This window comes from Methylobacterium sp. UNC300MFChir4.1, from assembly GCF_900110155.1.
Lineage (GTDB): Bacteria > Pseudomonadota > Alphaproteobacteria > Rhizobiales > Beijerinckiaceae > Methylobacterium.
The window spans coordinates 93,471-118,206 of record NZ_FOCS01000015.1 but is presented as its reverse complement, the minus strand read 5'-3'; the positions used below and the strand labels follow the sequence as shown (position 1 = coordinate 118,206).

Annotated in this window: 21 protein-coding genes; 9 read left to right on the top strand and 12 right to left on the bottom strand. The window is 73.1% G+C overall.

From position 1 onward, the window contains the following. Positions 1-19: 19 nt before the first annotated feature. From pbpC to BMY19_RS19880, 4 genes are all read right to left on the bottom strand, one after another. Positions 20-2,092 (bottom strand): penicillin-binding protein 1C, encoded by a 2,073-nt coding sequence (gene pbpC / locus BMY19_RS19895; RefSeq protein ID WP_234083025.1) that lies wholly within the window; start codon positions 2,090-2,092, stop codon positions 20-22. Positions 2,093-2,231: 139 nt separating this feature from the next. Beyond that, entirely contained in the window at positions 2,232-2,447 is a 216-nt protein-coding gene (locus BMY19_RS19890; protein WP_020093718.1) for a hypothetical protein, read from the bottom strand. A 154-nt stretch (positions 2,448-2,601) separates the two neighbouring features. Continuing rightward, positions 2,602-6,015: an acyl-[ACP]--phospholipid O-acyltransferase gene (locus tag BMY19_RS19885; RefSeq protein WP_100252710.1), complete on the bottom strand. Its 3,414-nt coding sequence runs from the start codon at positions 6,013-6,015 to the stop codon at positions 2,602-2,604. Positions 6,016-6,169: 154 nt separating this feature from the next. Further along, entirely contained in the window at positions 6,170-6,439 is a 270-nt protein-coding gene (locus tag BMY19_RS19880) for a hypothetical protein (RefSeq protein WP_020093716.1), read from the bottom strand. 190 nt (positions 6,440-6,629) lie between these two features. Here BMY19_RS19880 and BMY19_RS19875 point away from each other — a divergent pair, with 190 nt between their 5' ends. Both BMY19_RS19875 and BMY19_RS19870 read left to right on the top strand, forming a co-directional pair. Then, complete coding sequence (locus BMY19_RS19875; RefSeq protein WP_100252709.1) at positions 6,630-7,640, top strand: SDR family oxidoreductase; 1,011 nt, start codon at positions 6,630-6,632, stop codon at positions 7,638-7,640. 206 nt (positions 7,641-7,846) lie between these two features. After that, the gene (locus tag BMY19_RS19870; protein WP_100252708.1) at positions 7,847-8,722 is read left to right on the top strand and encodes an MBL fold metallo-hydrolase; all 876 of its coding nucleotides are present in this window, start codon (positions 7,847-7,849) and stop codon (positions 8,720-8,722) included. On the opposite strand, the gene BMY19_RS19865 is transcribed toward BMY19_RS19870, so the two are convergent. The 3 genes from BMY19_RS19865 to nthA are packed head-to-tail and all read right to left on the bottom strand — an operon-like array spanning position 8,710 to position 10,357. Next, the gene (locus tag BMY19_RS19865; protein ID WP_056525624.1) at positions 8,710-9,033 is read right to left on the bottom strand and encodes a nitrile hydratase accessory protein; all 324 of its coding nucleotides are present in this window, start codon (positions 9,031-9,033) and stop codon (positions 8,710-8,712) included. The genes BMY19_RS19870 and BMY19_RS19865 overlap by 13 nt on opposite strands. Further along, the gene (nthB, locus tag BMY19_RS19860) at positions 9,030-9,689 is read right to left on the bottom strand and encodes a nitrile hydratase subunit beta (protein ID WP_100252707.1); all 660 of its coding nucleotides are present in this window, start codon (positions 9,687-9,689) and stop codon (positions 9,030-9,032) included. The genes BMY19_RS19865 and nthB overlap by 4 nt, the downstream gene beginning before the upstream one ends. Further along, the gene (nthA, locus tag BMY19_RS19855; RefSeq protein ID WP_091681267.1) at positions 9,686-10,357 is read right to left on the bottom strand and encodes a nitrile hydratase subunit alpha; all 672 of its coding nucleotides are present in this window, start codon (positions 10,355-10,357) and stop codon (positions 9,686-9,688) included. The genes nthB and nthA overlap by 4 nt, the downstream gene beginning before the upstream one ends. 202 nt (positions 10,358-10,559) lie before the next feature. Here nthA and BMY19_RS19850 point away from each other — a divergent pair, with 202 nt between their 5' ends. Next, positions 10,560-11,264 carry a sigma-70 family RNA polymerase sigma factor gene (locus BMY19_RS19850; protein WP_091924839.1) on the top strand — a complete coding sequence of 235 codons (705 nt, stop codon included), beginning with the start codon at positions 10,560-10,562 and terminating at the stop codon, positions 11,262-11,264. Positions 11,265-11,429: 165 nt separating this feature from the next. After that, positions 11,430-11,717 carry a hypothetical protein gene (locus tag BMY19_RS19845; RefSeq protein WP_244534966.1) on the top strand — a complete coding sequence of 96 codons (288 nt, stop codon included), beginning with the start codon at positions 11,430-11,432 and terminating at the stop codon, positions 11,715-11,717. A 111-nt stretch (positions 11,718-11,828) separates the two neighbouring features. Here the strand turns inward: BMY19_RS19845 and BMY19_RS19840 are convergent, their stop codons facing one another. Beyond that, positions 11,829-13,220, bottom strand: a complete 1,392-nt coding sequence (locus BMY19_RS19840) for an amidase (protein WP_100252705.1) — start codon at positions 13,218-13,220, stop codon at positions 11,829-11,831. 4 nt (positions 13,221-13,224) lie between these two features. After that, positions 13,225-14,826: an ABC transporter substrate-binding protein gene (locus tag BMY19_RS19835; RefSeq protein WP_100252704.1), complete on the bottom strand. Its 1,602-nt coding sequence runs from the start codon at positions 14,824-14,826 to the stop codon at positions 13,225-13,227. 208 nt (positions 14,827-15,034) lie between these two features. On the opposite strand from BMY19_RS19835, the gene BMY19_RS19830 reads away from it, so the two are divergent. From BMY19_RS19830 to BMY19_RS19815, 4 genes are read left to right on the top strand one after another with little or no spacing between them, the layout of a single operon-like run. Next, positions 15,035-16,579, top strand: coding sequence for an acetolactate synthase large subunit (locus BMY19_RS19830; RefSeq protein ID WP_170863008.1), 1,545 nt, complete (start codon positions 15,035-15,037; stop codon positions 16,577-16,579). Beyond that, positions 16,576-18,933 (top strand): penicillin acylase family protein, encoded by a 2,358-nt coding sequence (locus tag BMY19_RS19825; protein ID WP_100252702.1) that lies wholly within the window; start codon positions 16,576-16,578, stop codon positions 18,931-18,933. The genes BMY19_RS19830 and BMY19_RS19825 overlap by 4 nt, the downstream gene beginning before the upstream one ends. 31 nt (positions 18,934-18,964) lie before the next feature. After that, positions 18,965-20,437 carry a M81 family metallopeptidase gene (locus BMY19_RS19820; RefSeq protein ID WP_100252701.1) on the top strand — a complete coding sequence of 491 codons (1,473 nt, stop codon included), beginning with the start codon at positions 18,965-18,967 and terminating at the stop codon, positions 20,435-20,437. Then, positions 20,434-21,576: a M20/M25/M40 family metallo-hydrolase gene (locus BMY19_RS19815; RefSeq protein WP_100252700.1), complete on the top strand. Its 1,143-nt coding sequence runs from the start codon at positions 20,434-20,436 to the stop codon at positions 21,574-21,576. The genes BMY19_RS19820 and BMY19_RS19815 overlap by 4 nt, the downstream gene beginning before the upstream one ends. Before the next feature lie 17 nt (positions 21,577-21,593). On the opposite strand, the gene BMY19_RS30980 is transcribed toward BMY19_RS19815, so the two are convergent. Both BMY19_RS30980 and BMY19_RS19810 read right to left on the bottom strand, forming a co-directional pair. After that, positions 21,594-21,758: a hypothetical protein gene (locus BMY19_RS30980; protein ID WP_165923085.1), complete on the bottom strand. Its 165-nt coding sequence runs from the start codon at positions 21,756-21,758 to the stop codon at positions 21,594-21,596. A gap of 73 nt (positions 21,759-21,831) precedes the next feature. Beyond that, positions 21,832-23,226 (bottom strand): amidase family protein, encoded by a 1,395-nt coding sequence (locus BMY19_RS19810; RefSeq protein ID WP_100252699.1) that lies wholly within the window; start codon positions 23,224-23,226, stop codon positions 21,832-21,834. A 317-nt stretch (positions 23,227-23,543) separates the two neighbouring features. Between BMY19_RS19810 and BMY19_RS30975 the strand changes: the two genes are divergently transcribed. Continuing rightward, positions 23,544-23,705 (top strand): hypothetical protein, encoded by a 162-nt coding sequence (locus BMY19_RS30975; RefSeq protein ID WP_012317896.1) that lies wholly within the window; start codon positions 23,544-23,546, stop codon positions 23,703-23,705. A 63-nt stretch (positions 23,706-23,768) separates the two neighbouring features. Here BMY19_RS30975 and BMY19_RS19805 read toward each other — a convergent pair whose 3' ends face one another. Further along, on the bottom strand, positions 23,769-24,692 hold the full coding sequence (locus BMY19_RS19805) for a metallophosphoesterase family protein (RefSeq protein ID WP_042674390.1): 924 nt from the start codon (positions 24,690-24,692) through the stop codon (positions 23,769-23,771). Positions 24,693-24,736: the final 44 nt, after the last annotated feature.

The following is a 24,736-nucleotide window of genomic DNA, read 5'->3' as shown; positions in this document are numbered from 1 at the left end:
GAGGAAACCCGCCGTCGGCTCACTCGAGGCGGACGGACACGCTGTCGCTGGCGCCGGTCGCGTCCAGGACCGAGATCCGCGCGAAGCCCGCGCCGCCCGGGGCCCACTCGGCCTTCCGCCGCGGCGTCTGCACGACCGGCTGACCGTCGACCAGCCAGGTGAGCGGCGGCACGCCGCCCAGGGCCTTGAGGGCGAGACCCGGGCCGCCCGCCGCGGCGCCGTGCCGGTCCACCGCGAGGCCGAGATCGATCCGCGCCCCGTCCGGCGGATAGGCGATCCGCAGCGCCGGTCCCGCCGCCTCGGCCGCCTCGCGCCGCAGGTGCCGCAGCGGCGGCGGCAGGCCCGCCGTCCCGACCACCAGCGCGTCCCGCGGCTGGGGGACCGGCTCGGGCTCGATCCCGAGGCGCGCGAAGGCGTCGAACAGGATCGGCGCCGCGACGGTGCGGCCCACGAGCCCCGGCACCGCGGCGCCGTCCGGGCGCCCGGCCCAGACGACGATCGTCGCGTGGCGGTCGAAGCCGGCGGCCCAGGCGTCGCGGTACCCGTAGGAGGTGCCGGTCTTGTAGGCGATGCGGTTCGGCAGTGCGTTCTCCGGTGGCGGTGTCCCGCGCAGGATGTCGGCGACGTACCAAGACGCCACGGGCTCGGCGACGCGGTGCCGGGATTCGGCCGCGACCCCGTCGGCGCGGCGCAGCAGGTCCGGAACCGCGCCGCCGCGGGCGAGCCCCGCGTAGAGCCGGGCGAGGTCGGTGACCGTGATGCCGAGGCCGCCCAGCGCGACCGGCAGCCCCGGGGCCGCCTCCCGCGGGAGCTGGATCCCGGCCCCGGCGGCGCGCAGCCGGGCGATGAAGCGGGCGGGACCGACCGCGTCCATCAGCTCGACCGCCGGCACGTTCAGCGAGAGCTGCAGGGCCCGCCGGGCCGTGACCGTGCCCTGGAAGGTCAGGTCGAAATTCTCCGGCGCGTAGCTCGCCGAGAAGCGCGCCGGGCGATCCTCCAGCAGGGTCTCGGGATGCGCGAGACCGTCCGCGAAGGCCATGGCGTAGACGAAGGGCTTCAGCGCGGAGCCGGGCGAGCGCACCGCCAGGGTCATGTCGATGGCGCCGCGCCGGGCGGGGTCCAAGTAGCCGGCGCTGCCGACCTGAGCGAGCACCCGGCCGTCGCGGTTGTCGAGGACGAGGATCGCGGCCGAGAGGTCCGGGCCGGCGGCGGCGGCGCGCTCGGCCGCCAGGGTTTCCAGCCGCTCCTGCAGGCGCCCGTCGATCGCGAGGCGGATCGTGGCGGCACCGGGATCGGCCGCCACCGCCTCCTCGGCGGCGTGCGCCGCGAGCATCGGGAACGGCTTGCGCGTCGTCGGCACCGGCTCGGCCCGGGCGGCCTCGGCCTCCGCCGTCGTGAGGATGCCCCGCGCGACGGCCACCGCCAGGACCCGGTCGCGGGCGGCGCGGGCGCGCTCGGGGAACCTGTCCGGACGGCGGGTCTCGGGCGATTGCGGCAGGGCGACGAGCAGGGCCGCCTGCGCGGCGGTCAGCCGGACCGGCTCGCGCCCGAAATACGCGACGCTCGCCGCGCGCACGCCCTCCAGCGGGCCGCCGTAGGGGGCCAGCGCCAGGTAGAGGTCGAGCAGCCCGGCCTTGCCGAGGCGCCGCTCCAGCGCGACCGCCCGCACCATCTGGCGGAGCTTGGCCTCGAGCGACCGCTCGCGCCGCGGCTCGACGAGGCGCGCCACCTGCATCGACAGGGTGGAGGCGCCGGACACGATGCGGCCGCGGGTCAGCCACTGGCCGGCGGCGCGCAGCACCGCGGCCGGGTCGATGCCGGGATGCGCGGCGAAGCGGCGATCCTCGTAGGCGAGCAGCATCGCCCGGTAGCGCGGATCGACCGCCTCCGCGGTGACCGGCAGGCGCCAGCGCCCGTCCGCGGTCGCGAAGGGGCGCAGCAGCGTGCCGGACCGATCCAGCACCACCGTCGAGCGTGATTCGGCCGCGGCCAGGTCGAGGGGCGGCAGCGCGTCGGCGTAGCGCCAGAGCGCGGCGGTGCCGGCCCCCAGGAGGCCGAGACCGAGCGCCGTCGCCCCGAGCGCCGCGCGCAGGCCCCTCGCCCGCTTCCGGGGAGGCGCCGACGCGCGCGGATCCGACCCGTCGTGCGGCACGCATCCTCCCGGTCTCGGCTCCGACGGCGCAGGATCCCGTGTTCCCGCGCGCCCGGCAAGCCCCCGGCGGAGCCGGCCTCTAGGCCGTGCCGACGCCCCGCAGGTCCTCGAAGGCGGGACGGTCCGGCCGATTCATCCGGATCGGGAACGGCACGACGTTGGAGGGCATCGCGGCTGCCGGTGTCTCAGGGGGCTGCGCCGCCTTGCGCGCCTTGCCGGGCTTCGCCCAGCGCTCGATCCGCTTGAAGTAGGTCCGCCTCGCCAGCCAAGCCGGAACTCGCCTGCCCTTCCGCATGATCTGTCCCTCGCCGTTGCGTACCGAGTCCCCCTCAGACCCGCGCCCCGAACGCGTCAAGCGGTTCGAATCACGGCTGTATTCACGATACGAGCGGATCCCGGGGAGCCCCGCATCCCCCGTTTGGGTGACGCGGCGCGCGGGGCCGCGACCGTCAGGCCGCGGCGTTCTCCTTCGCCCGCTCCAGCGCGAGCTTCGTGACGGCCACTTGGTCGACCTTGCCGGTGCCGAGCATCGGGATCGCGTCCAGCACCACCACCTCGGCGGGGATCGCGACGTCGGAGGCGCCGCGGCCCTTGGCGAAGCTCTGGTAGGCGGCCCGGGTCGCGCCCTTCTCCTGCGTGAACAGGATCAGCCGCTCGCCCTTGCGCGCGTCCGGCACCGCCGCCACCGCGCTCGGACGGTCGGGCCAGAGCTCGGCGGCCAGCGTCTCGATGCCGGCGAGCGACACCATCTCGCCGGCGATCTTCGCGAAGCGCTTGGCCCGACCCTTGATGGTGACGAAGCCCATCGGGTCGATCGCCACGATGTCGCCGGTGTCGTGCCAGCCGCCCGGCGGCGGCTCCAGCACGCCGGGCTTCTCGGCGCGCAGGTAGCCCAGCATGATGTTCGGCCCGCGCAGGGACAGGCGGCCGCCTTCGTCGATTCCCGGCACCGGCTCGAGGCGGGTCTCGATGCCGGGCAGGATCCGCCCGACCGTGCCGAACCGGTTGAACATCGGCGTGTTGAGGGCGACAACCGGCCCGCACTCGGTGACGCCGTAGCCCTCCAGGATGCGCAGCCCGAACTTCTCCGCCCAGGTCTTCCGGGTGGTCTCCTTCACGGCCTCGGCGCCGGCCACGACGTAGCGCAGGGAGCGCAGGTCGTAGGAATGGGCCGACCGGGCGTAGCCCGTGAGGAACGTGTCGGTCCCGAACAGGACGGTGCTGTTCGAGCCGTAGATCAGCTCCGGCACGATCCGGTAGTGCAGCGGCGACGGATAGAGGTAGACCGGCACCCCCGAGACCAGGGGCAGGACCAGCCCGGCGGTGAGCCCGAAGGCGTGGAACACCGGCAGGACGTTGAACACCTTGTCCATCGGGCCGAAATCGATCCGGGCCGCCACCTGCGCCACGTTGGCGAGCATGCAGCGGTTGGCGAGCACCACGCCCTTCGGCGTGCCCTCGCTGCCCGAGGTGAACAGCACCGCCCCCGGATCCTCGCCGGCGCGCGCCACCAGGGGGCGGCGCGGCGCCAGGAGGCCGCGGATCTTGTCCCCCGTCGTGATGCCGGCCCGCACGTCCTCCAGGTAGATCAACTCGACCGAGCCGCGGATCGCCTCGACGAGCGGGCCCAGCCGTCCCTTCTCGATGAAGGCCCGGGAGGTCAGGATCTTGCTGACCTCCGCGGCCCGGCAGGCCGAGAGCACGTTGGCGGGGCCAGCGGAGAAATTGATCATCGCCGGCACCCGGCCCGCGGAGGCGAGGGCGAACAGCGTCACCGCGGCGCCGTTGGCGTTCGGCAGCATGACGCCGATCCGGCCGCCCACGGGCGCCAGCGGCATCAGCTTGCGGCCGAGGATGTTGGCGCCCATCACGAGCCGGCTGTAGCTGAGGCGGCCGCCGACCGGATCCTCCAGGGCGTTGCGGCTCCAGCCGTGGCGCTCGCCCGCCTCGATCAGCGCCGCCATCAGGCCGCGGTCGATGTCGGCGGTGCGGAACACTAGGTCCGACATGATCCCGTAGAGGGCGGCGCCCGCCGCCTGCCGCCGCGCCTTGCCCTTGAGCGCGGGGTCCACGGTCAGCCGCACCGGCGGCATGACCGTCACGGTCACCTTGGGCCACCAGCGACGGCGCACCTGCCCGCGCGACAGCCGCGAGAAGACGGTGCGCTCCAGGCCGTCGAGCTTCACCGGGACGACCATCGCGCCCGACTTGTCGGCGATCAGCCCGGCGCCGTCGTAGACCTTCATCAGGCTGCCGGTGACCGTGAGCCGGCCCTCGGGGAAGATGATCAGGGTCTCGCCGCTCTTGACCGCGTTGATCAGCGTCCGGGTGGCGAGCGGCCGGGTCGGGTCGAGCGGCATCGCCTTAGTGATGCGCAGGAACGGGCGCACCCACCAGCGCTGCGCGATCCCGCTGTCGATGGCGAAGACCGGCTCCTGCTCGAGGAGCGACAGCGCGAGCGGTGCGTCGAGGAACGAGACGTGGTTGAGGGCGATGATGGCGTTCGGGCCGGCCGCCGCGAGGTTGTCGAAGCCGCGGACCTCCAGCCGGTAGAACGCCCGGAACAGGATCGACAGGAAGTCGCGGAACGGGCTCGTCGGCAGGGTCGCGAACACGAGCGCGCCGACGATCAGGTTCAGCACCGCCACCACCGCGAGGAGGCTCGCGATGGTGAGGCCCGCGCCCTGCAGAGCCGCGAGCGCCAGGGTGCCGGCGACCATGAAGGCCGCCGTCATGACGTTGACCGCGCCGATGATCCGGGCGCGCATCGCCTTCTCGGCCCAGGCCTGCACGGCCGCGAAAGACGGGACGATGTAGAGGCCGCCGGAGATCGCGAGACCGAGGAAGTCGATCCCGGTGCGCAGGCCGTGGCCGGTCTGCAGGAAGCCGAGGGGGCCGATCGGCTCCGCGGGCGGCGCCGGCAGGTGGCCGACCGTCCAGGCGAGGTCGAGGCCGAACAGGCCCATCAGCACCGCGCCGACCGGCGTCGGCAGCAGCACGATCCGGCCGCTGGCGAGCCACGAGGCGAGGCCGGAGCCGACCGCGATGCCGATCGAGAACAGCGCCAGCAGCAGCGTGATCACCGTCTCGGTGCCGTTGAAGGCGCCGCGCACCAGTACCGGCAGCAGCGACAGCACCACCACGCCGACCAGCCAGAACCAGCTCACCGTGAGCGAGCCGCGCCACAGCCGCGTGTCGGCCCAGAGGTCGCGCAGCAGCGCGTAGGTCGAGCGGGCGACGTTCGGGTCGACGCGCAGGTCCGGCGCCCCCTCGCCGGTCGCCGGGATCATCCGGGCCGAGAGCCAGCACAGGACGGCGAAGCCCATCACCAGGACGCCGAACACGAGTCCCGAGCCGCCCATCGCCGAGGCCGCGCCGGCCGCGATCGTGCCGAGCAGGATCGCCAGGAAGGTCGCCGCCTCCACGAGGGCGTTGCCGGCGGGCAGCTCCTCGCGCCGGAGATGGTCCGGCAGGATCCCGTACTTGATCGGGCCGAACAGCGCCGCGATCGTGCCGAACAGGCCGAGCGCCACGAACAGCACCGGGATCGAGTGCAGGAGGAAGCCGAGCACGGCGGTGCCGGCCGCGAAGATCTCGGCGAACTTGAGCCGCCGCGCCATCAGCGCCTTGTCGTAGCGGTCGGCCCACTGGCCGCCGAGACCCGACAGAATGAAGAACGGCCCGATGAACACGGCGCTCGCGAGCGTCACGAGGACGCCGGCATGGGCGTCCGCCTGGCCGCCGATCCCGAACAGGATCAGGAAGGCGAGCGCGTTCTTCAGGAAATTGTCGTTGAACGCCGAGAAGAACTGGCACCAGAACAGCGGCGCGAAGCGCCGCGCAGACATCAGGGTACGGAACATGGCGATCTCTCGGTTCCGAACCTGACTGGCCCACGAGAGACCGTCAGGTCAAATCGGACCGAGGCGAACGCACAGGGATCGCGGGGGCCGCGCGGCCGGGCCGTGTGGACCGGCACGGCTCAACACCGCCCGGCCGTCGATCCGCTCCCGCTCGTCAGGCCTTGTGGACGAGCCGGCCGCGCCGAGCGACGGCGGCCCCGGCATGCCGGGCGATGAACGCGTGCAGGGAGGCGCCGAGATCGTAGGACCAGTACACGTGGGCCGCGAGCGTCGTGAACACGAGGAGCGCGGCCCCGACCGCGCAGGCCGGCACGAGCAGCAGGCCGGTCAGGACCATCCCGACGGCGGTCCGCTCGGCCAGGGACGCCTGCGGCCAGGGATCGATCGGGAGCGAGAAGAGGGAGAAGCGTCGTCCAGTGCGCATGGCTGCGACCCTCGATGGTTCGGCATGACGCGGTACAGGCAGTCAACAGCGGCCGCGGTCGGACGTTGCGTCCCGGTCCGCGAAATCGGCGTCGCGATCGGTATCCCCGTGACGTTCCGGCCCAATCGGGCGGCGCAACCGAGCGCGCCGCACCGTGTTGCCGGTTCGGTCTGTCGCGGATGAGGTCGGTATGGCACGGGTTGCGGTCGTTACGGGGGGCACGGCCGGAATCGGGCTCGCCACCGCGCATGAATTCGCCGCGCGCGGCTGGTCGGTCGCGGTGATCGCGCGGGATCCCGGCCGTCTCTCCGCGGCCGAGCGGGCGCTCGCCGCCTACGGCCAGCCGGTGCTGGCGATCGGCGCCGACGTCGCCGACCCGGAGGCCGTGGACGCGGCCGCCGAGCGGGTCGAGCGCGAGCTCGGCCCGATCCGCGCGTGGGTGAACAATGCCATGTCGACGGTGGTGAACCCGGCCGACCGAATCACCCCGGACGAGTACCGGCGGGTGACCGAGACCACCTATCTCAGCCAAGTCTACGGGACGCTCGCCGCCCTGCGCTACATGAAGCGGCGCGACCGCGGCGCGATCATCCAGGTCTCGTCGGGCCTCGCGATCCGGGCGGCGCCCCTGCAGGCGCCCTACTGCGCGGCCAAGTTCGCGGTCTCGGGCTTCACCGACGCCCTGCGCTGCGAGCTGCTGCACGACCGGGTCAATGTCAGCCTCAGCGTGATCTACCTGCCGGCGGTCAACACGCCGCAGTTCAACTGGGCGCGCAACCGCACCGGCCACCGCCAGTACGCGCCGGACCCGGTCTTCGACCCGCGGCTCTGCGCCGACGCGATCGTGTACGCGGTCGAGCACCCGCGCCGGGAGGTCTGGGTCGGCCGGTCCTCGGTGATGATGGCGGCCGCCCAGGCGCTGGCGCCGGCGCTCGCCGACCGCAAGGCCGCCTCCATGTGGTCGGCCCAGCTCTCCGACGAGACCATCCCCGAGATGGCGGGCAATCTCGAGGCCCCCGTGCCCGGCCCGGCCGGGATCGACGGGCGCTTCTCCGGTCGGACCAAGGCGAGCCGCGCCGAGTTCGTCACGAGCCGAACCCGCGACGTCGTGGTCGGCGGCCTCGTCGGCTTGGCCCTCGTCGGCCTCGCCGGCACTGTCCACGCCGCCCGGTCGGCGCGCCGCCTGCCCGGGCGGACCTGACGGCTGTAACCGACCGCGCCGCCTGTTACACCCGTTCCGGTTGATAGGCGTGCCGCCGTCTTTGCGAGCGGAGCGAAGCAATCCAGCCGGCGCTACGCTCCCCGGTGTCGCGCTGCCCTGGGTCGCTTCGCTGCGCTCGCGATGACGGAGAGGGCGGCTGAACCGGGGCCATCTTATAGACACTGCCCCGAGGAAGGTCCCAGACGATGCCCGGCTATCTGCCCTTCGCGGGCGCCCTGAAGCTGCCCGCCTACACCTGCGACAATTGCGGGTTCTGGCAGCGGCACTTCGAGGTGCCGCCCGCCTGCCCGATGTGCCTCGATGCCCGCCACGTCGTGCCGCAGGACGGCTGGCGCTTCCGCACCGCCCGCGAGGCGCAGGAGGCCTTTCCCTGCCACTGGCAGGAGCTCGAGCCGGGCGTCTGGCGCTTCTGGAACGAGCCGGTCTCCGGCATCGGGCCGTCCGCCTATCTGATCCAGACCGAGCACGGGAACATGGGCTTCGAGGGCTGCCCGGTCTTCAGCGAGGCCGCCCTCGACCAGATCGAGCGGCTCGGCGGGATGGCTGTGCTCTCGGCCTCGCACCCGCATTCCTACGGGGCGCTGACGCAGCTCCAGGACCGTTTCGACCCGGAGCTGTGCCTGCCGGCGGCCGACTTCACGTGGAGCGCGGCGCTGCAAGTGAGCTGGCCCTACGACGATTTCCTCGAGCCGCTGCCGGGGCTGGAGCTGCACCGCACCGCCGGCCATTTCGATGGCCACGCGATCCTGTACGACCGTGGGCGAAAGATCTGCTTCTGCGGCGACGCCCTGAAGTTCGAGCTCGACCCGGCGGATTTCCGACGCGCCACCACGATCTCGGCCCACAAGGCCTTCGTGCGCGGGGTGCCGCTCACGCCGAGCGAGCTGCGCCGCTACCGCGACGTGTTCGAGCGCCTCGACTTCACCCAGACCTGGACGCCGTTCGAGCCCGCCCGCAATTGCGGGCGGGCCGAGGTTCTGGCCCTGCTCGACCAGCTGATGAGCGGCCGATCGCACGCCGCGCCGGTGCCGCTCGACAGCCTGCGGGCTCAGGGCCGGTAGAGCGGGTCGTTCTCCAGGCGGATCGGCTGGCCGTGGGGCGTGGCCTCCGCGGCCCGCAGGAAGGCCTCGGTCCTCGCCGCGACGCTCTCGGGCCCCGCCACGCCACGCTCGGCCAGGAGCGCTTCCAGCGTCGCGAGCCACGCGCCGTAATCGGCCGCCTGCTCGGGGGCCTCGGTGGGGCGGATCTGGCGGCCGAGGCGGTCCGCCCATTCCGACCACGTGAACAGCCCGGATTCGCGCAGAGACACCACCAGGGCGAAGACCTGCGCCTCCCAGGGCGCCGCGAAGGGGCTGGGCGACGGCGCGGTCACGCGGGGTCCAGGTACGGTTCGAAGGCCGCCACCGTGACGACGCCGCCCGGGTCGCCGCTCTCGCCCCACAGCTCCTGCGCGGTGAAGGCGACCGTGTAGAGCCAGGTCGGGTTCTCACCCGACCCGTAGGCGTTGGTGTCGGGGAAGACGTAGACCCCGTCGACGCGCACGATCCGGCCGCGCTTGCCGCGCACGTAACGGGGCAGCCGCGTGTGGCCGGTCGGGTGGATGTTGCGCGCCAGGACGGCGCGGCCGACCGCGAAGCGCGCCGGGGCATCGGCGGCGCGGCTGCTCGGGAAGCCGGCCCGGAAGCGCTGCTCCAGGCCCTCGCGGGCCAGGACCCGCGCGACGGGCTTGGCCTTCTCCGCGGATCGGCCGCTCGCCAGTTCGGCCGGCGTCACCAGCCCGGTGCCGACGACCTGCTTCTCCAGCGCTCTGAGCCAGATCTCGTAGTAGCTCGACGCGAGATATTCCGCCGGCGGCAGGGATTCGCGGTTGGCCCGGCTGCCGTCGAGGTTCCAGGCGCCCGTGTAGCCCATGGCCATGGCCAGCGCGAAGACGCGGCGCTCCCACGCGGCGTGGAAGACTGGCTCGTCCGGCTCCGGCACCACCGGCCCGAAGCCGTGCGCCCCGCCGAGATCCTGGGCTCCGTTCATACCGGCATCTCCGCGGGCGCGACCGGGATCGCCCTGGGCAGGCCCGTACCGATCATGGAATCGCGGGTGACGAGGGCGGCCAGGGCCTCCTCGGAGAAGCCCTCGGTCTCGGCCGGGCGCATCGGCAGGACCATGTAGCGGGTCTCGGCCGTCGAGTCCCAGACGGTGATGCGGGTGGTTTCCGGCAGCGTCACCCCGAACTCGGCGAGCACGCCGCGCGGGTCAATCACCGCCCGCGCCCGGTAGGGCGGCGCCTTGTACCAGACCGGGGGCAGGCCGAGCACCGGCCACGGGTAGCAGGAGCACAGGGTGCAGACGACGAGGTTGTGGATCTCCGGCGTGTTCTCGACCACCACCATGTGCTCGCCGCCGCGGCCGCCGATATCCAACTCGGCGATGGCCGGCGTGGCGTCGGCCAGGAGCCGCGCCCGGAAGGCGGGATCTGTCCAGGCCCGGGCCACGACCCGGGCCCCCGCGTGGGGGCCGACCTTGGTCTCGTAGAGCTCGACCAGGGCATCGAGGGCCGCCGGGTCGACGTAGCCCTTCTCGGTCAGCAGCGATTCCAGGGCGCGCACCCGGGCCTCGACCGGCGACAGGTCGCTGCCGTGGTGATGATCGTGGTGGTGATCGTCGTGGCCATGCGCGTGCTGCGCGTGATCGTGAGTCATCCCGCTCTCCTGACGCTGCGCAGTCTGCATCGACCGGCCCGCCGCTGCCAGCCCGGGGGCCCGGATCCGGCCGCCGTTGTCACCCCGGTCACCATGCTTAAATTCCCTGTCACAATTGGGAGCGTTTGGCATCGGTTCAGGATTCCACCGCTACCGACGTTAGAGCTATTCCAGTATACCAGCGTTGGAGGCGGAACCGTTCATGACTGAGGACGCTGCGGACCGGCCAGACGGAGGCGCGGGCACCCGGGACGGGGCCGGCTACGCTGCTTCCATCGGCCAGCACCTCGCCCTGCCGATCCGGGAGTATTTCAAGGTCGTGGAGCTGGAGCCTCTGCCGGCGCAGCTCGCGGCCCTGGTGTCCCGCTTCGAGGCGGCGGTCACGGCGCACGGCGAGACGGTCCCCTTCGACTTCCGCGGCGACATCATCAAGGCCCTGCCGGCCCTGCGCACCTTCGCCCTGTCGCTCGTGGGCGACGTGAGCCGCGCCGACGACCTAGTGCAGGAGACCTTCGTGAAGGCCTGGGCCAACCAGCAGCGGTTCCGGCCCGGCACCAACTTCACCGCGTGGCTGTTCACGATCCTGCGCAACCAGTTCTACACCGACCTGCGCAAGACGCGGCGGGAGGTGGAGGACGTGGACGGGACGCATGCCGGGCAGATGACCAGCCCGTCCGACCAGGAGGATGCCAGCACCCTCAAGGTCGTCTGGGAGCGTCTCGGCGACCTGCCCTCCGCGCAGCGCCAGGCGCTGCTGCTGGTGGGTGCCGAGGGCCACACCTACGAGGAGGCCGCGGTCATGCTCGGCTGCCAGGTCGGCACCGTGAAGAGCCGGGTCAGCCGTGCCCGGTCGTCGCTCCTCGACACGCTCGGCGTCGTCGTGGCCGGGCAGGTTCCGGCCGCGTGATCGATCCGTCCCCGAACGGCGCAGCCTGACGCGGCCGCGCTCCGGCACCGCCGCACGCAGGATGTGGATCCGCCGCCGGGCCCGCGCCGATCCTGTGCGCGTCGTCACGAGAACCGGACGCCGCGGCCCTTATGGTCGATGTCAGTCATCGATTCGGGGGCGCACATGCAGCACGTGTCCGCAGACAACGACAGGGTGGCGGAGTGGTGCGCGGCGCATCCCGTCCTTCTCGCCTTCGGCCTGTGCGCGTTCGGCCTCGCCGTCGTCGCCGCGGTCTGGGGATTCGGGATCCTCACACCGGCCACGGCCACGGTCATCGCCTTCATCTATGTGGCCTGCCTGGGCGGCTTCCTCATGGAGTACCTCGGGATCAATGAACTCATCAGAGGCTTGAGATTCCTCTGGTTCGTTCTGACGGGCGTCTGGTGGCTGTTGACCTTCTGGCGGGCGTGACGGGGCCGTAGATCCCGTCTCCGCGTCACCGGATCGCCCGCGGTCTTCCGCAGGATGGGGGCGTCGGCAGGTCCGCTGCCGAACGCCGGAGGCGCCGAGACTCCGCGGGTCTCACACCGGCGGCCGGCGCAGGTGCCAGTCGGTCGCGCGCTGATAGGCCTGTCCGATCCGCAGCGCCGTCGTCTCCTCGTAGCCGCGGCAGACGATCTGCAGCGAGAGCGGCAGCCCGGACGCGGTGAAGCCGTTCGGCAGCGCCAGGGCGCAGAGATCGAGCAGGTTGCCGAAACGGGTGAAGCGCGACGGGAGGTGCGCCTCGTCGACGGCGTCGAGCGCGACGGCCGCGCTCTCCGTGGTCGGCGTCAGGAGGGCGTCGATGCCCGCGAGGGCGGCGTCGTACTGCTGCTTCATCGTGGCCCGGCGGTGGAAGGTGCCGAGATACTCCTGGGCCGAGACGTTCGCGCCGGCCAGGATCCGGGCCCGGACGGCGTCGCCGAGCTGGGCGGACGGATCCTCCGCCAGATCCCCGTTGACGAAGTAGGCCTCCGCGTTGGTGATCTGGCTCATGGCCACGCAGTCGCTGAACCGGAACGGCAGGACGACGTCGACGATCTCGGCGCCCTGCCGGGCCAGGAGGTCGAGGGCCGCGTCGTAGGCGGCCAGCATGTCGGGGGCGACCCCGTCCCGCTCCGAGGCCGGCATCCGGCCGAGGCGCAGGCCGCGGACCCCGCGGTTCAGCGCCGGCCAGGGCGCGTCCGGCGCGACCCCGCGGGTCGTCGGATCGCGGGGATCGGGGCCGGAGATCGCCTCGTAGAGCAGCGCCGTGTCCTCCACGGTGCGGGCCAGCGGTCCGGGCGTGTCGAGGGTCATCGAGAGGGGCACGATCCCCCAGGTCGAGACGCGCCCGACCGTCACCTTGAGGCCCGTCAGCCCGCAGAAGGAGGCCGGCAGGCGCACCGAGCCGCCGGTATCGGTGCCGATGCCCCAGGGCGCCATCCGGGCCGCCACCGACACGCCGGTGCCGCTGCTCGACCCGCCGGGGGTGCGCGGCGTCTCCGGATCCCAGGGGTTCCACGGCGTGCCGAGATGCTGGTTCGTGCCCCAGCCGCCGTAGGCGAACTCCACCGTGTGGGTCTTGCCGAGCACGATCATGCCCTGGCCGATGAGGCGCCGGGCGATCGTCGCGGTGCGCGCGGCCCGGCGCGCCCGGTGGGCGGCCGAGCCGCCCATGGTGATCCGGCCCTCCAGGTCGATCAGGTCCTTGAGCACGACCGGGACGCCGTGGAGCGGCCCCACGGCGTGGCCGGACCGGATCGCCCGGTCGGCCCCCTCGGCGGCGAGGCGGGCATCGGCGGCGAAGACCTCCGTGAAGGCCTGGAGCTTCGGCTCCAGCCGGTCGATCCGGCCGAGGAGGGCGTCGACGGCGTCGACCGGCGAGAGGGTCCGCGCCTGGATCGCGCGGCCGAGCTCGGCCGCGGAGGCGTGTACGGGATCGATGTCGGGCATAGGGTCACTGCACGCTGACGAGGGTGAGGTCGACGAACCAGGATTGCGGCGAGACGAAACCCTGGACCTTCTTGGACATCCCGCGGGGATTGAGGTCGTGGACGACGAACAGCCAGGGCGGATTGTCCACGAGGCGCTCGTGGGCGACCTTGGTCTGGGCGTCGATCACCTTGGCGTCGGTGGTCTCGGCGAGCGCCTTGAGGGCGGCGTCGAACGCGTCGTCCTTCCAGGTGGGGAAGTTGAAGCCGGCCGGCGGGAACCGGTCGCCCGCGAAGTAGCGCGCCATGACGGCCGGGTCCGACGAGGGCGACGAGACGTTGAGCGCCATCGCGCCCTGGAGGGTCGGCGCGTCGGGAAGCGCGCGGCCGGCATTCAGCAGCACCTGCCACTCGACCACGTTGAAGGTCAGGTCGACGTTGCAGGCCTGCTTCAGGTTCTCCTGCAGGTACTCGTTCATCGGCATCGGCAGCATCTGCCCCGAGCCGGAGGAGGAGATCATCACCTTGAGGCTCAGCGGCTTCTTGTCGGTGTAGCCGGCCTCGGCCAGCAGCGCCTTCCCCTTCGCGGCGTCGAAGGTGTAGCGGTTCTTCGGGCTGCCGAAATTCGGGTCCCGGTCGTTCAGCCACCCGCTCGCGGGCTCGGCGGTGCCGTTGAGGAGCTCCACGATCCCGGCCCGGTCGATGCAGTAGTTCAGGCCCTGCCGGACGCGGACGTCCTTCAGCGGGCTGTCCTTGGCGCCCATGTTGAAGAAGTAGGGCCAGACATGCGGGTACGAGCCCGTGGTGATGGTGAAGCCCGCCTGCTTCATCGACGGGATCGCGTCGGGCGCCGGCACCTCGATCCAGTCGACCTGGCCGGCCCGCAGGGCGGCGACGCGGGCATTCGCCTCCGGGATCGGCAGCAGCCGGACCTTGTCGACCTTGGCCATCCGGTTCGGGTCCCAGTAGCCGTCGAACCTAGCGAGATCGACCGCCTCCCGCGGGGCGACGCGGGTGATCCTGAACGGGCCGGTGCCGGCCGCCGGCAGGGCCGCGACCTTGCTCCAGTCGCGCCCGGCCTTCTCGAAGGAGGCGGGCGAGGTGAAGAGCAGGTAGACCACCATGTAGGGGAAGTACGAGGCGACCTGGGTGGTGGTGATCTGCACGGTCGAATCGTCGATCTTCCTGTAGCTCCCGACCAGCGGCGCCCGCGCCCGGGAGATGCCCGCGCCCTGCGGCTCGAATTGCGGGCTGTCGTTCTTGAAGTAGCGGTCGAGGTTCCAGATCACCGCGTCGGCGTTGAACGGCGTCCCGTCGTGGAACTTCACGCCCTGGCGCAGGTGGAAGGTCCAGACCGCCTTGTCGTTCGGGTCCTGCTCCCAGCGCTCGGCCAGCGCCGGGATGATGCCGGCGAGCTTGGTGGTGCTCTTGAGGTCCCACTGCACCAGCCCCTCGAAGATCGGGTAGCCGAGGAAGCGCATCCCCTCGAAGCCGTTGTTGGGCATGCCCGTCGTGGTGGGGATGTCGCTCGCCGTCATGGCGATGCGCAGGACGCTCTCGGCGCTGGCCGATCCCGTCAGGGCCACGGTACCCGCCAGGGCGGCGGCAATCAGGCGGCGAGATGTCATCCGGATCCCAATCGTCGAAGTTGCGGCGCGCCGGGCGCAATTCCCGCGCCACGCTCAGGCTTAGGCCCTGCGTCCGGCGAACAGAAGATGCCGGACGTCGCCCCTTGCGCGTGGCGCCCGCTGCGCCACGATAATAAAAATGCGAGTCGCCAGCCCGGACGGCCGGCCCCCGAAGGAGACGCCCGTGACCGACGAGACGCCGCGCGCCATGAACGGGGCCGAGAGCTTGGTCCGGACCCTCGTGGAGGGCGGGGTCGAGGTCTGCTTCACCAATCCCGGCACCTCCGAGATGCACTTCGTCGCCGCCCTCGACCGGGTCGAGGGCATGCGCTGCGTCCTGTTCCTGTTCGAGGGCGGGGCGACCGGAGCCGCCGACGGGTACGCCCGCATGGCCGACAAGCCGGCCTCGACCCTGCTCCATCTCGGGCCCGGCCTCGCCAACGGGCTGGCCAACCTCCACAACGCCAAGAAGGCGCGCACCCCCGTCGTCAACATCGTCGGTGAGCACGCCACCTACCACCGCGAGTACAACGCGCCGCTCACCTCGGACATCGAGGGGCTGGCCCACCCGATGTCCTCCTGGGTGCGGACCGGCATGAGCGCGACCGAGATCGGCTCCGACGGCGCCGCCGCCATCGCGGCCGCCCAGACCGCCCCGGGACAGGTCGCGACCCTGATCCTGCCGGCCAACACCGCCTGGGATCCCGGCGCCGGCCCCGCGCCGGTGCCGCCGATCCCCGAGCGGGCGCGGGCCGGCGACGACGCAATCGCGGCGGCCGTGAAGGCTCTCCAGAGCGGCGAGCCGGTGCTCCTGCATCTCGGCGACCGGGCCGTGCGGGGCGAGGGCCGGGTCATCGCCGATCGGATCGCCCGCAAGACCGGCGCCCGGCTGATGGCGATGACCTCCAACGCCCGGATCGATCGCGGCGCCGGCACCGTGCCGATCGAGCGCCTCCCCTACCCGATCGACCAGGGCATCGACGCCCTGAAGGGCTTCCGCCACATCATCCTGATCGGCGCGACGCCGCCGGTGGGCTTCTTCGCCTATCCGGGCAAGCCGAGCCTGCTGGCGCCGGAGGGCAGCACTACGATCACGCTGGCCACGCCCGAGGAGGACCAGATCGACGCCCTCGAGCGGCTCGCCGAGGCCGTCGCGGCCCCGCCGGCCGAGCCGGTCGCCGTCGGGCCGCGCCCGAAGCTTCCGACCTCCGGTCCCCTCGACCAGGACACGATCGGGCAGGTGCTCGGCGCGCTGATCCCGGAAGGTGCGGTGATCTGCGACGAGTCGATCACCACAGGCCGCAACTTCTTCGCCCTGACCCGGGACGCCGCGCCCCACACCTGGCTCCAGCTCAGCGGCGGCTCGATCGGCCTCGGCATCCCGATGGCGACCGGCGCCGCGGTGGCCTGCCCCGACCGCAAGGTCATCAACCTGCAGGCCGATGGCAGCGGGCTCTACACGGTGCAGGCGCTCTGGACCCAGGCCCGCGAGCACCTCGACGTGGTGACGCTCGTCTGGTCGAACCGCTCCTACGCGATCCTGCGGGCGGAGCTCACCAACGTCGGCGCGCTCAATCCCGGTCCGAAGGCGCTGGGCATGCTCAGCCTCGACGATCCGGCCACCGACTGGGTGAGCCTCGCCCGCGGCTTCGGCGTCGCGGGGCGGCGGGTCGAGACCCTGCCGGACTTCATCGAGGCGTTCCAGAACGCGCTGGCCAGCAAGGGGCCGCACCTCATCGAAGTGGCTCTGTGAGCGGGACGGCCTACGCCCTCCCCGGCCTCGACGGGCCGGCGGAGATCCGCGTCGACCGCTGGGGGCTGGCGCATATCCGCGCCGGCACCCCGCTCGACGCGTTCCGCGCGCAGGGGTTCAACGCCGCCCGGGACCGGCTCTGGCAGCTCGACCTCTGGCGCAAGCGCGGCCTCGGCCTGCTGGCGGCGGATTTCGGACCCGGCTACCTCGCCCAGGACCGGGCCGCCCGGCTGTTCCTCTACCGCGGCGACATGGCGGCCGAGTGGGCGGCCTACGGGCCGCAGGACACGCGGGCGATCGTCACCGCCTTCGTGGCGGGGATCAACGCCTACGTCGCCCTCACCGAGGCGCGGCCCGACCTGCGCCCGCCGGAATTCGCCGTGACGGACACGCGCCCGGCCCCGTGGCAGCCGGAGGACGTGGTGCGCATCCGCAGCCACGCGCTGATCCGCAACGTCCTCTCCGAGGTCGCCCGCGCGCGGGTGCTCGCCCGGGGCCGGAGCTCGGCGGACGGGCTCGCCGTCGACGACCTGCGCAAGCGGATCAGCCCGCCGCACGACCTGGTCATCCCCGACGGGCTCGACGCCGCCGACTGGCCGGACGATCTCCTCGACGCCTTCCGGCTGGCCACGGCGACGGTGGGGTTCGTCCCGGACCGGATGGCGGCGACGCGCGCCGAGGCCTGGGACTGGTCCAAGGTCGACGCGCACGGGGCCGTCACGCGCGGTCCCCGCGCCGCGCCGAAGGAGCCGGCCGAGGGCTCGAACAACTGGGCGGTCGGGCCAACCCGCACCGCCACCGGGCGGCCGATCCTGGCGAGCGACCCGCACCGGGTCTACCTGCAGCCCTCGCTGCGCTACGCCGTCCACCTGACCGCGCCGGGGCTCGACGTGATCGGGGCCGGCGAGCCGGCCCTGCCCGGCATCTCCATCGGTCATAACGGCCACGCCGCCTTCAGCCTCACGATCGCGCCGATCGATCAGGAGGACCTGTTCGTCTGCGCGACCGACCCGGCCGATCCCGACCGCTACCGCTCCGGCGACGGCTGGGAGCGGATCGCGCGCGTCGCCGAGCGGATCCCGGTGCGCGGCGGCCCGGACGAGACCGTGATCCTCGGCTTCACCCGGCACGGGCCGGTCCTCCGCGAGGAGAGGGGCCGCGCCTTCGCGCTGCGGACCGTCTGGTCGGAGCCCGGCGCTGCCGCCTATCTCGGCAGCCTCGCCTATCTCGGCGCCACGACGCCCGAGGGCTTCGGCGAGGCCCTGCGCCACTGGTCGGCGCCCTCGGTGAACCAGCTCTACGCCGACGCGTCGGGGCGGATCGCGTGGTTCATGGCCGGCAAGGCGCCGGTGCGGCCCGGCCACGACGGGTTGCTGCCGGCGCCGGGCGACGGCCGCTACGACTGGGCCGGCTTCCACGATCCCGCCGCCCTGCCCCGAAGCGTCGATCCGGAAGCGGGCTGGCTCGCCACCGCCAACGAGATGAACCTGCCGCCGGACTATCCCGCGGAGGACCGGAGGGTCGGGTTCGAGTGGGCCGAGCCCTGGCGCGCCCGCCGCATCCGGGCGGTCCTCGGCGGGCAGGACCGGCACAGCCTCGCGGATTCGCGGGCGCTCCAGGGCGACGTGGTCTCCGAGCCGGCCCGGCGGCTGGCCGACCTGATGCGCGCCCTGCCGGCGGCGGACGATCCCGACGCCGCCGCGGCCCAGGCCCTGCTGGCCGCGTTCGACGGCGCGCTGCACCACGGCTCCGCGGCGGCCGCCCTCATCGAGGTGGTCTGGGTGCGGCACCTCCGCCCGGCCCTGGTCGCGGCGCTCGTGCCCGATGCCGGGACGCGCCGCCTCCTCCCGCCCGGCGACACGCAGAGCCTGATCGAGCGGCTGGAGACCGGTCTCGACCCGGCGACCCGCGCGTCCCTGCTCACCGACGCCCTCGGCGCCGGCCTTCGCACCTGCCGGGAGCGGATGGGCACCGATGCCGCGGGCTGGTCCTGGGGCCGCCTGCACCACGCGCTGTTCGCGCACCCGCTGATGGCCCTGGCGCCCGGATCCGGCTGGGACGTCGGCCCGCTGCCCGTGGGCGGCGCCGCGGCATCGGTCATGCACGCGGAGTACCGGACCGACACGTTCCGGCTCACCCACGGCGCCTCGTTCCGCATGGTCGTGGACGTGGGCGACTGGGACCGCTCGGTCTTCATCAACGTGCCGGGCCAGTCGGGGGACCCGGGCAGTCCGCACTACGCTGACCTGGCCCCGGTCTGGGGGCGCCAGGACTACGTACCGATGCTCTACGGCCGCGCGGCCGTGGACGCGGCGACCGAGACGGTCATCACGCTGACCCCGAGCCCCGCCTGACCCGGCGGCCGGGACGGATTGGGACAGGACCTTGAAGATCTTCATCGCCGGCCTCGCCACCGAGACCAACACCTTCGCGCCGCTGCCCACCGGACGGTCGGCGTTCCACGCCGACTACGCCCGCCGGGACGGCAGCCGGAACCCGCCGAGCCTGAGCAATATCGGCCTCAAGGCCTGGCGCGCGCTGGCCGAGGCGGACGGGCACACCGTCGTCGAGAGCCTCTCGACCTTCGCGCAGCCCGGCGGGATCACCCTGCGGGCCGTCTACGAGGAGCTGCGCGACGCCCTGCTGGAGGACCTGGAGGCCGCGATGCCGGTCGACGCCGTGCTGCTGTTCATGCACGGCGCCATGGTGGCCGAGGGCTACGACGACTGCGAGGGCGACACCCTGGAGCGGGTCCGCGCCATCGTGGGGCCGGAGGCCACGATCGGCGTCGAGCTCGACCTCCACTGCCACCTCACCGAGACGATGCGGGCCAGCGCAGACGTCATCGTGATCTACAAGGAATACCCCCACACCGACATCGTCGACCGCGCCCGCGACCTGTACCCCCTGGTCGTCCGGACCGTGGCGAAGGACATCCGGCCGGTGATGGCCTACGCCGACTGCCGGATCGTCAACATGTGGCGCACCAGCCGCGAGCCGGTCGCGGGCTTCGTTCGCCGGATGGAGGCGCTGGAAGGGCGCGACGGCATCCTGTCGGTCTCCTTCGGGCACGGCTTTCCCTGGGGCGACGTGGCCGACGTCGGCGCCAAGATGCTGGTCGTGGCCGACGGCGATGCTGGCAAGGCGCAGGCGCTGGCCGACGAGCTAGCCGGGGCCGTCTGGGCGATGCGGGAGGAGGCGGCGAGCCACTGCGACACGATCGACGCGGCCATCGACCGGGCGCTCGCCTCCGGCGACCCGCGCCCGATGGTGCTCGCCGACTTCGCCGACAATGCCGGCGCGGGCGCACCCTCCGACAACACCGCGATCCTCGCCCGCCTCGCCGAGCGGGGCATCGCGGACGTGGCGCTCGGCCTGATCTGGGATCCCGGCGCGGTCGGCATCTGCCACGAGGCCGGCCTCGGGGCGACCTTCACCCTCCGGATCGGCGGCAAGTGCGGCGTGACCTCCGGGAACCCGGTGGACCTGCGCGTCACGGTCCGCGGCCTGTCGGACGACCACAGCCAGACCGGCCTCAGCGGCGGCCGGGCCAATCTCGGCCCCGCGGCCTGGGTGGAGGCGGACGGGATCCATGTGGTGCTGACCCACAAGCGCCAGCAGGCCTTCGCGCCCGACGCGTTCACGGGCCTCGGCCTGAGCCTCGACGACAAGCGGATCGTCGTGGTGAAGTCGATGCAGCACTTCTACGCCGCCTTCGCGCCGATCGCGAGCGAGGTCCGCTACGTCGCGGCGCCCGGCGCCGTCCCGCCGGATTACGGCGCGATCCCCTACACCAAGCGGTCCGGCCTCTACTGGCCGCGCGTCGCCGATCCGTTCGCCGAGGAGAACGCCCGATGATCCCGGACCTGTCCTTCGACGCGCGCGAGATCCTCGCGACCCTGCAGCCCTGGGTGCTGTGCGAGAGCCCGACCCACGACGCGGCGGCGGTCAATCGCATGATGGGCGTCGCCGCCCGCGACCTCGCGCTTCTCGGGGCGACCGTCGAGACGATCCCGGGCCGCATGGGCCTGAGCGACTGCGTCCGCGCCCGGTTCCCGCACCGGGACCGCGACGCGCCCGGCATCCTGGTGCTCGGCCACCTCGACACGGTGCATCCGGTCGGCACCCTCGGGAGCCTGCCGTGGCGGATCGAGGGCGACCGCGCCTACGGTCCCGGCATCCTCGACATGAAGGGCGGCAACGTCATCGCGCTCGCGGCGATCCGCGCCCTGGCGGCGGCCGGGATCGAGACGCCGCTGCCGGTGACCGTCCTGTTCACCGGCGACGAGGAGATCGGCAGCCCCTCCACCCGCGACCTGATCGAGGCGGAGGCCGCCCGCCACGCCGTCGTGCTGGTGCCCGAACCCGGCCAGCCCGAGAACGGGGTCGTCACCGGCCGCTACGCCATCGCCCGCTTCGACCTCGAGGCCCTGGGCCGCCCGAGCCACGCCGGCGCCTCGCCCCACGAGGGGCGCTCGGCGATCCGCGCGATGGCGCGGAAGATCCTCGCCATCGACGCGCTGTCGGATGCCGACTGCACCGTCTCGACCGGGATCGTCTCGGGCGGGCAGTGGGTGAACTGCGTCCCGACCGTCTGCCGCGGGCAGGCGCTCAGTATGGCCAAGCGCCAGGCCGACCTCGACCGCGGCGTCGCGCGGATGCTGGCCCTGTCGGGCGAGGAGGACGGCGTCCGCTTCAGCGTGACCCGCGGCGTGACCCGGCCGGTCTGGGAGCCGGATGCCGGCTGCATGGCGCTCTACGAGCAGGCGCGCGCGCTGAGCGAGGCGCTCGGCCAGCCCCTGCCCCATCGCAGCGCCGGCGGCGGCTCGGACGGCAACTTCACCGGCGCCAACGGCGTCCCGACCCTCGACGGGCTCGGACCGCTGGGCCAGGGCTACCACACCCTGGAGGAGCACGTGCTGATCGAGACCCTGCCGCAGCGGGCCCGGCTCTTCGCGGCCCTGCTCGCCAACCTCGGCGCCGCCGGCCGGCCCTGAGGCCGGCCGCGCCGCGATCAGGCGCGACCCCGGCCGAGGGCCGCGACCGCCAGTGCGCCCAGCAGGCCCCCGGCCGTGCCGCCGCCGAAGAAGCCCGCCAGGGCGAGGAGCGGTCCCGACGACGCGGTCAGGAGACAGAGCAGGGTGCTTCCGAGGCACCCGCCGGTGGCGATCATCGACATGCCGCGCCTTATGCAACCAATGGTTGTAGAAGCGGAGCGGCGACGGTTCGGTTCCGGCGGACGCAGTTGCGCCTCAGGCCGGGTCGACCGGCATCTCCGGCACGCCGCCGGCCTCGATCGCCGCGCCGGCCGCGAGGCAGAGGTCTTCCCGGTAGCGGGCGGCGACCAGCTGCACGCCGACGGGTGTCCGCCCGACGAGGCCCGTCGTCACCGTGAGCGCCGGGACGCCGATCGGCGCCAGCCCGACCTGCAGCAGGTTCGCCTCGAAGGCCCGGGCGATACCGGCATCGCCGGTGCGGTCGAGACCGTCCGGGAAGGGCAACTCCCCCGAGACCGGGACCAGCAGCACGGGGTTCTCGGCCAGGAACAGCGCCCAGTCCCGCGCCAGCGTCGCGCGCCGCGTCAGCGCCCGCGCGATGGCGTCGGGCGCCATCGCCTCGGCCCGCGGCCGGAAGCTCTCCAAGAGGCCGATCGCCGCCGGATCCCCCTCCCGCTCGGCCGCGGCCCGGACCGCCGCGTAGCCGTCGCCGAGCCAGAGCTGGAGCTGCAGCTCGCACGCCTCCCGGATCGGCGGGGTGTCGGCGATCTCCGTGACCGCCCACCCGGCCTCGCTCAGGCGCCGCGCGGCCTCGCGCAGGGCGGCCTCGACCTCCGGTGCGGTAGCGAGCCCCCCGGGCCGCACGCAGAGCGCGACCTCGCGCGCGACGGGCGGTCCCTCGAGCGGTGCCGGCACCCACCACGGGTCGCGCGGGTCGGGCGCCGCCATGACCTCGAGGCCGAGGCGCACGTCGGCGATGCTGCGGGCGAGCGGGCCCGAGACCGCCATCAGCTGGGGACCGATGCCGCGCTCGGGCGAGGACGCGTTCCAGGCCGGGATCCGGCCCAGGCTCGGGCGCAGCCCGTGCACCCCGCAGGCATAGGCCGGGTAGCGCACCGAGCCGGCGATGTCGGTGCCGTGCGCGATGGCGCCGATCCCGGCCGCCACCGCGGCGCCGGCGCCCCCGGAGGAGCCGCCGGGCGTCAGCGCCGGGTCGCGGGGATTCCTGGTGTCGCCGTGGAGCTGGTTCGTGGTGAACCAGCGCAGCGAGAAGGCCGGGGTGTTGGTCCGCCCGAGCAGCACGGCGCCGGCCCGGCGCAGGTTGGCGACGACGGGATTATCGTCCATCGCCACGAGATCGCGCTGGAGGCGCAGCCCGTTCGTCGTCGCGAAGCCGCGCTGGTCGGCGTTGACCTTGACGGTGACCGGCACGCCCGCCAGCGGACCGGGGGCCTCGCCGCGCGCCCGGGCGGCGTCCACCGCGTCCGCCTGCGCCAGCACGTCCTCGGGCCGATGCTCGACCACGGCGTTGATCCGCCCGTTGACCGCGTCGAGCCGGTCGAGGGCGTCCCGCGCCACCTCCCGGGCCGAGACCTGGCCGGAGCGGATCAGGGCCGCGAGGTCGGTCGCCGTCAGACGCCAGAGCTGCATGGGGTGTCCTTTCGCGCCCGGACGGGCGGGATCCATCCTACGATTCGCACCGCCCGGGCGGCTCCCGGCCGACCCGCGCAGCATATTCAAAATGCAAGACGGCGGCCGCTTTTTTGCGCACCCGCGGATCGCGAGGCCGGCCAAGGCTTTGCCGCATTGCAGCAGAAGGACCTAAGCATTTCGACGTATACGACCCTTGCTACCTTTGGAACGACTGATAACCTCGCCCTCGTTCGCGCGTTCGACCGGCCAATCCAGCGAGAAGGGACGATTTCCTCAGACGAAAGCAGGCAACCTCCAGCATAAGGCAGGCTCCCATGGCAGAGGTGATTCGCGTCAGGCCGACTCACGACGGCACCTATACCGTGTATCGCGGAACACTCGCGTTGATATGCGGTCTCACCCGCCTCCAGGCCGAGCGCTACGAAGCAAGTCTCAGCCGACAGCAGCGCGCCGACCTCGCGGTCGCCGGCATCTGAACCGCAACGTTGCCGATCATGGGGCCGGCGCCGCCGTCACGACGGCCGTGCCGGCTCACGCCCTCAGGCTCCGCCCGGCGCGCCGAGGTCGAGCGTGCCGAGATCGCCCACGGTGCCCGACGCGTCGAGGCCCCGCCGACGGGCCGTGACCGAGAACCCCTGGTCCGCCCGGCCGATCTCGAACAGCAGGTAAGAGGCCCGGCGCGACGCGATCGCGCCGTGACCGTCCGCGCGCGCCGAGGCGGAGGGGGCTCCGATGACCGGGACGGTCCGCCCGTCCGGCCCCGCGATCCGGGCGGTGCTGGTGACGTGATTGTGACCGTGCAGGATCAGGTCCGCGCCGGCCCGCCCGATCATCGCGGTGAACGCCGCCGCGTCCTTGAGCTCGCGCCCCGGTGAGGCGCCGCCGGGCTGCGGCGGATGGTGGATCATCACCACACGGAACGGCCGACCGGGCTCGGTGGCCAGGGCGCGGAGCAGGGTCTCGGCCGCGGCGAGCTGCGACGCGCCGAGGCGGCCGGTCGCCACGAAGGGCTTCGTCGGGATCGCGCTGGACAGGCCGACCAGGGCCAGCGGGCCGCGGCGCCGCAGGTACGGGAAGTGGCCCCAGGAGCCCGAATCGTCCCCCGTGTAGCGGCCGCAGGCGGCGAGCAGGCCTTCCAGGGAGCCGCGGACATAGGCGTCGTGGTTGCCCGGCACGAAGCTCACCGCTTCGGGGGATCCGAGGGCTTCCAGGAAGGTGCGGGCGGTCTCCCACTCGCTGGGCAGGCCGATGTTGCACAGGTCGCCCGTGCAGGCGACGTGCGCGGCCTCCTGCGCCTTCAGATCGGTGACCAGGGCCTCCAGCACGGTCATGTCGTGGCTGCGCGAGCGCCCCCGCCGCCAGTTGGCGTAGCCGGTGGCGCGCTTGCCGAGGAGCTGGCGGAGGCGCACCGGCCCGAGGGGCCCGACATGCGGATCGCTGAGATGGGCGAGGCGGAAGGTCAACGCCGGTGGTCACCCTCGACACGGGGAAAGGCGCCCCGCATCGC

Coding starts and splice junctions, on each gene's coding strand:
- BMY19_RS19875 (WP_100252709.1), top strand. CDS start 6,630: ATGGCACGGGTTGCGGTCGTTACGGGGGGCACGGCCGGAATCGGGCTC.
- BMY19_RS19840 (WP_100252705.1), bottom strand. CDS start 13,220: ATGCCCGACATCGATCCCGTACACGCCTCCGCGGCCGAGCTCGGCCGC.
- nthA (WP_091681267.1), bottom strand. CDS start 10,357: ATGACTCACGATCACGCGCAGCACGCGCATGGCCACGACGATCACCAC.
- BMY19_RS30980 (WP_165923085.1), bottom strand. CDS start 21,758: ATGTCGATGATCGCCACCGGCGGGTGCCTCGGAAGCACCCTGCTCTGT.
- BMY19_RS30975 (WP_012317896.1), top strand. CDS start 23,544: ATGGCAGAGGTGATTCGCGTCAGGCCGACTCACGACGGCACCTATACC.
- BMY19_RS19885 (WP_100252710.1), bottom strand. CDS start 6,015: ATGTTCCGTACCCTGATGTCTGCGCGGCGCTTCGCGCCGCTGTTCTGG.
- BMY19_RS19870 (WP_100252708.1), top strand. CDS start 7,847: ATGCCCGGCTATCTGCCCTTCGCGGGCGCCCTGAAGCTGCCCGCCTAC.
- BMY19_RS19880 (WP_020093716.1), bottom strand. CDS start 6,439: ATGCGCACTGGACGACGCTTCTCCCTCTTCTCGCTCCCGATCGATCCC.
- BMY19_RS19815 (WP_100252700.1), top strand. CDS start 20,434: ATGATCCCGGACCTGTCCTTCGACGCGCGCGAGATCCTCGCGACCCTG.
- BMY19_RS19890 (WP_020093718.1), bottom strand. CDS start 2,447: ATGCGGAAGGGCAGGCGAGTTCCGGCTTGGCTGGCGAGGCGGACCTAC.
- BMY19_RS19810 (WP_100252699.1), bottom strand. CDS start 23,226: ATGCAGCTCTGGCGTCTGACGGCGACCGACCTCGCGGCCCTGATCCGC.
- BMY19_RS19850 (WP_091924839.1), top strand. CDS start 10,560: ATGACTGAGGACGCTGCGGACCGGCCAGACGGAGGCGCGGGCACCCGG.
- nthB (WP_100252707.1), bottom strand. CDS start 9,689: ATGAACGGAGCCCAGGATCTCGGCGGGGCGCACGGCTTCGGGCCGGTG.
- BMY19_RS19835 (WP_100252704.1), bottom strand. CDS start 14,826: ATGACATCTCGCCGCCTGATTGCCGCCGCCCTGGCGGGTACCGTGGCC.
- BMY19_RS19830 (WP_170863008.1), top strand. CDS start 15,035: ATGAACGGGGCCGAGAGCTTGGTCCGGACCCTCGTGGAGGGCGGGGTC.
- BMY19_RS19845 (WP_244534966.1), top strand. CDS start 11,430: ATGCAGCACGTGTCCGCAGACAACGACAGGGTGGCGGAGTGGTGCGCG.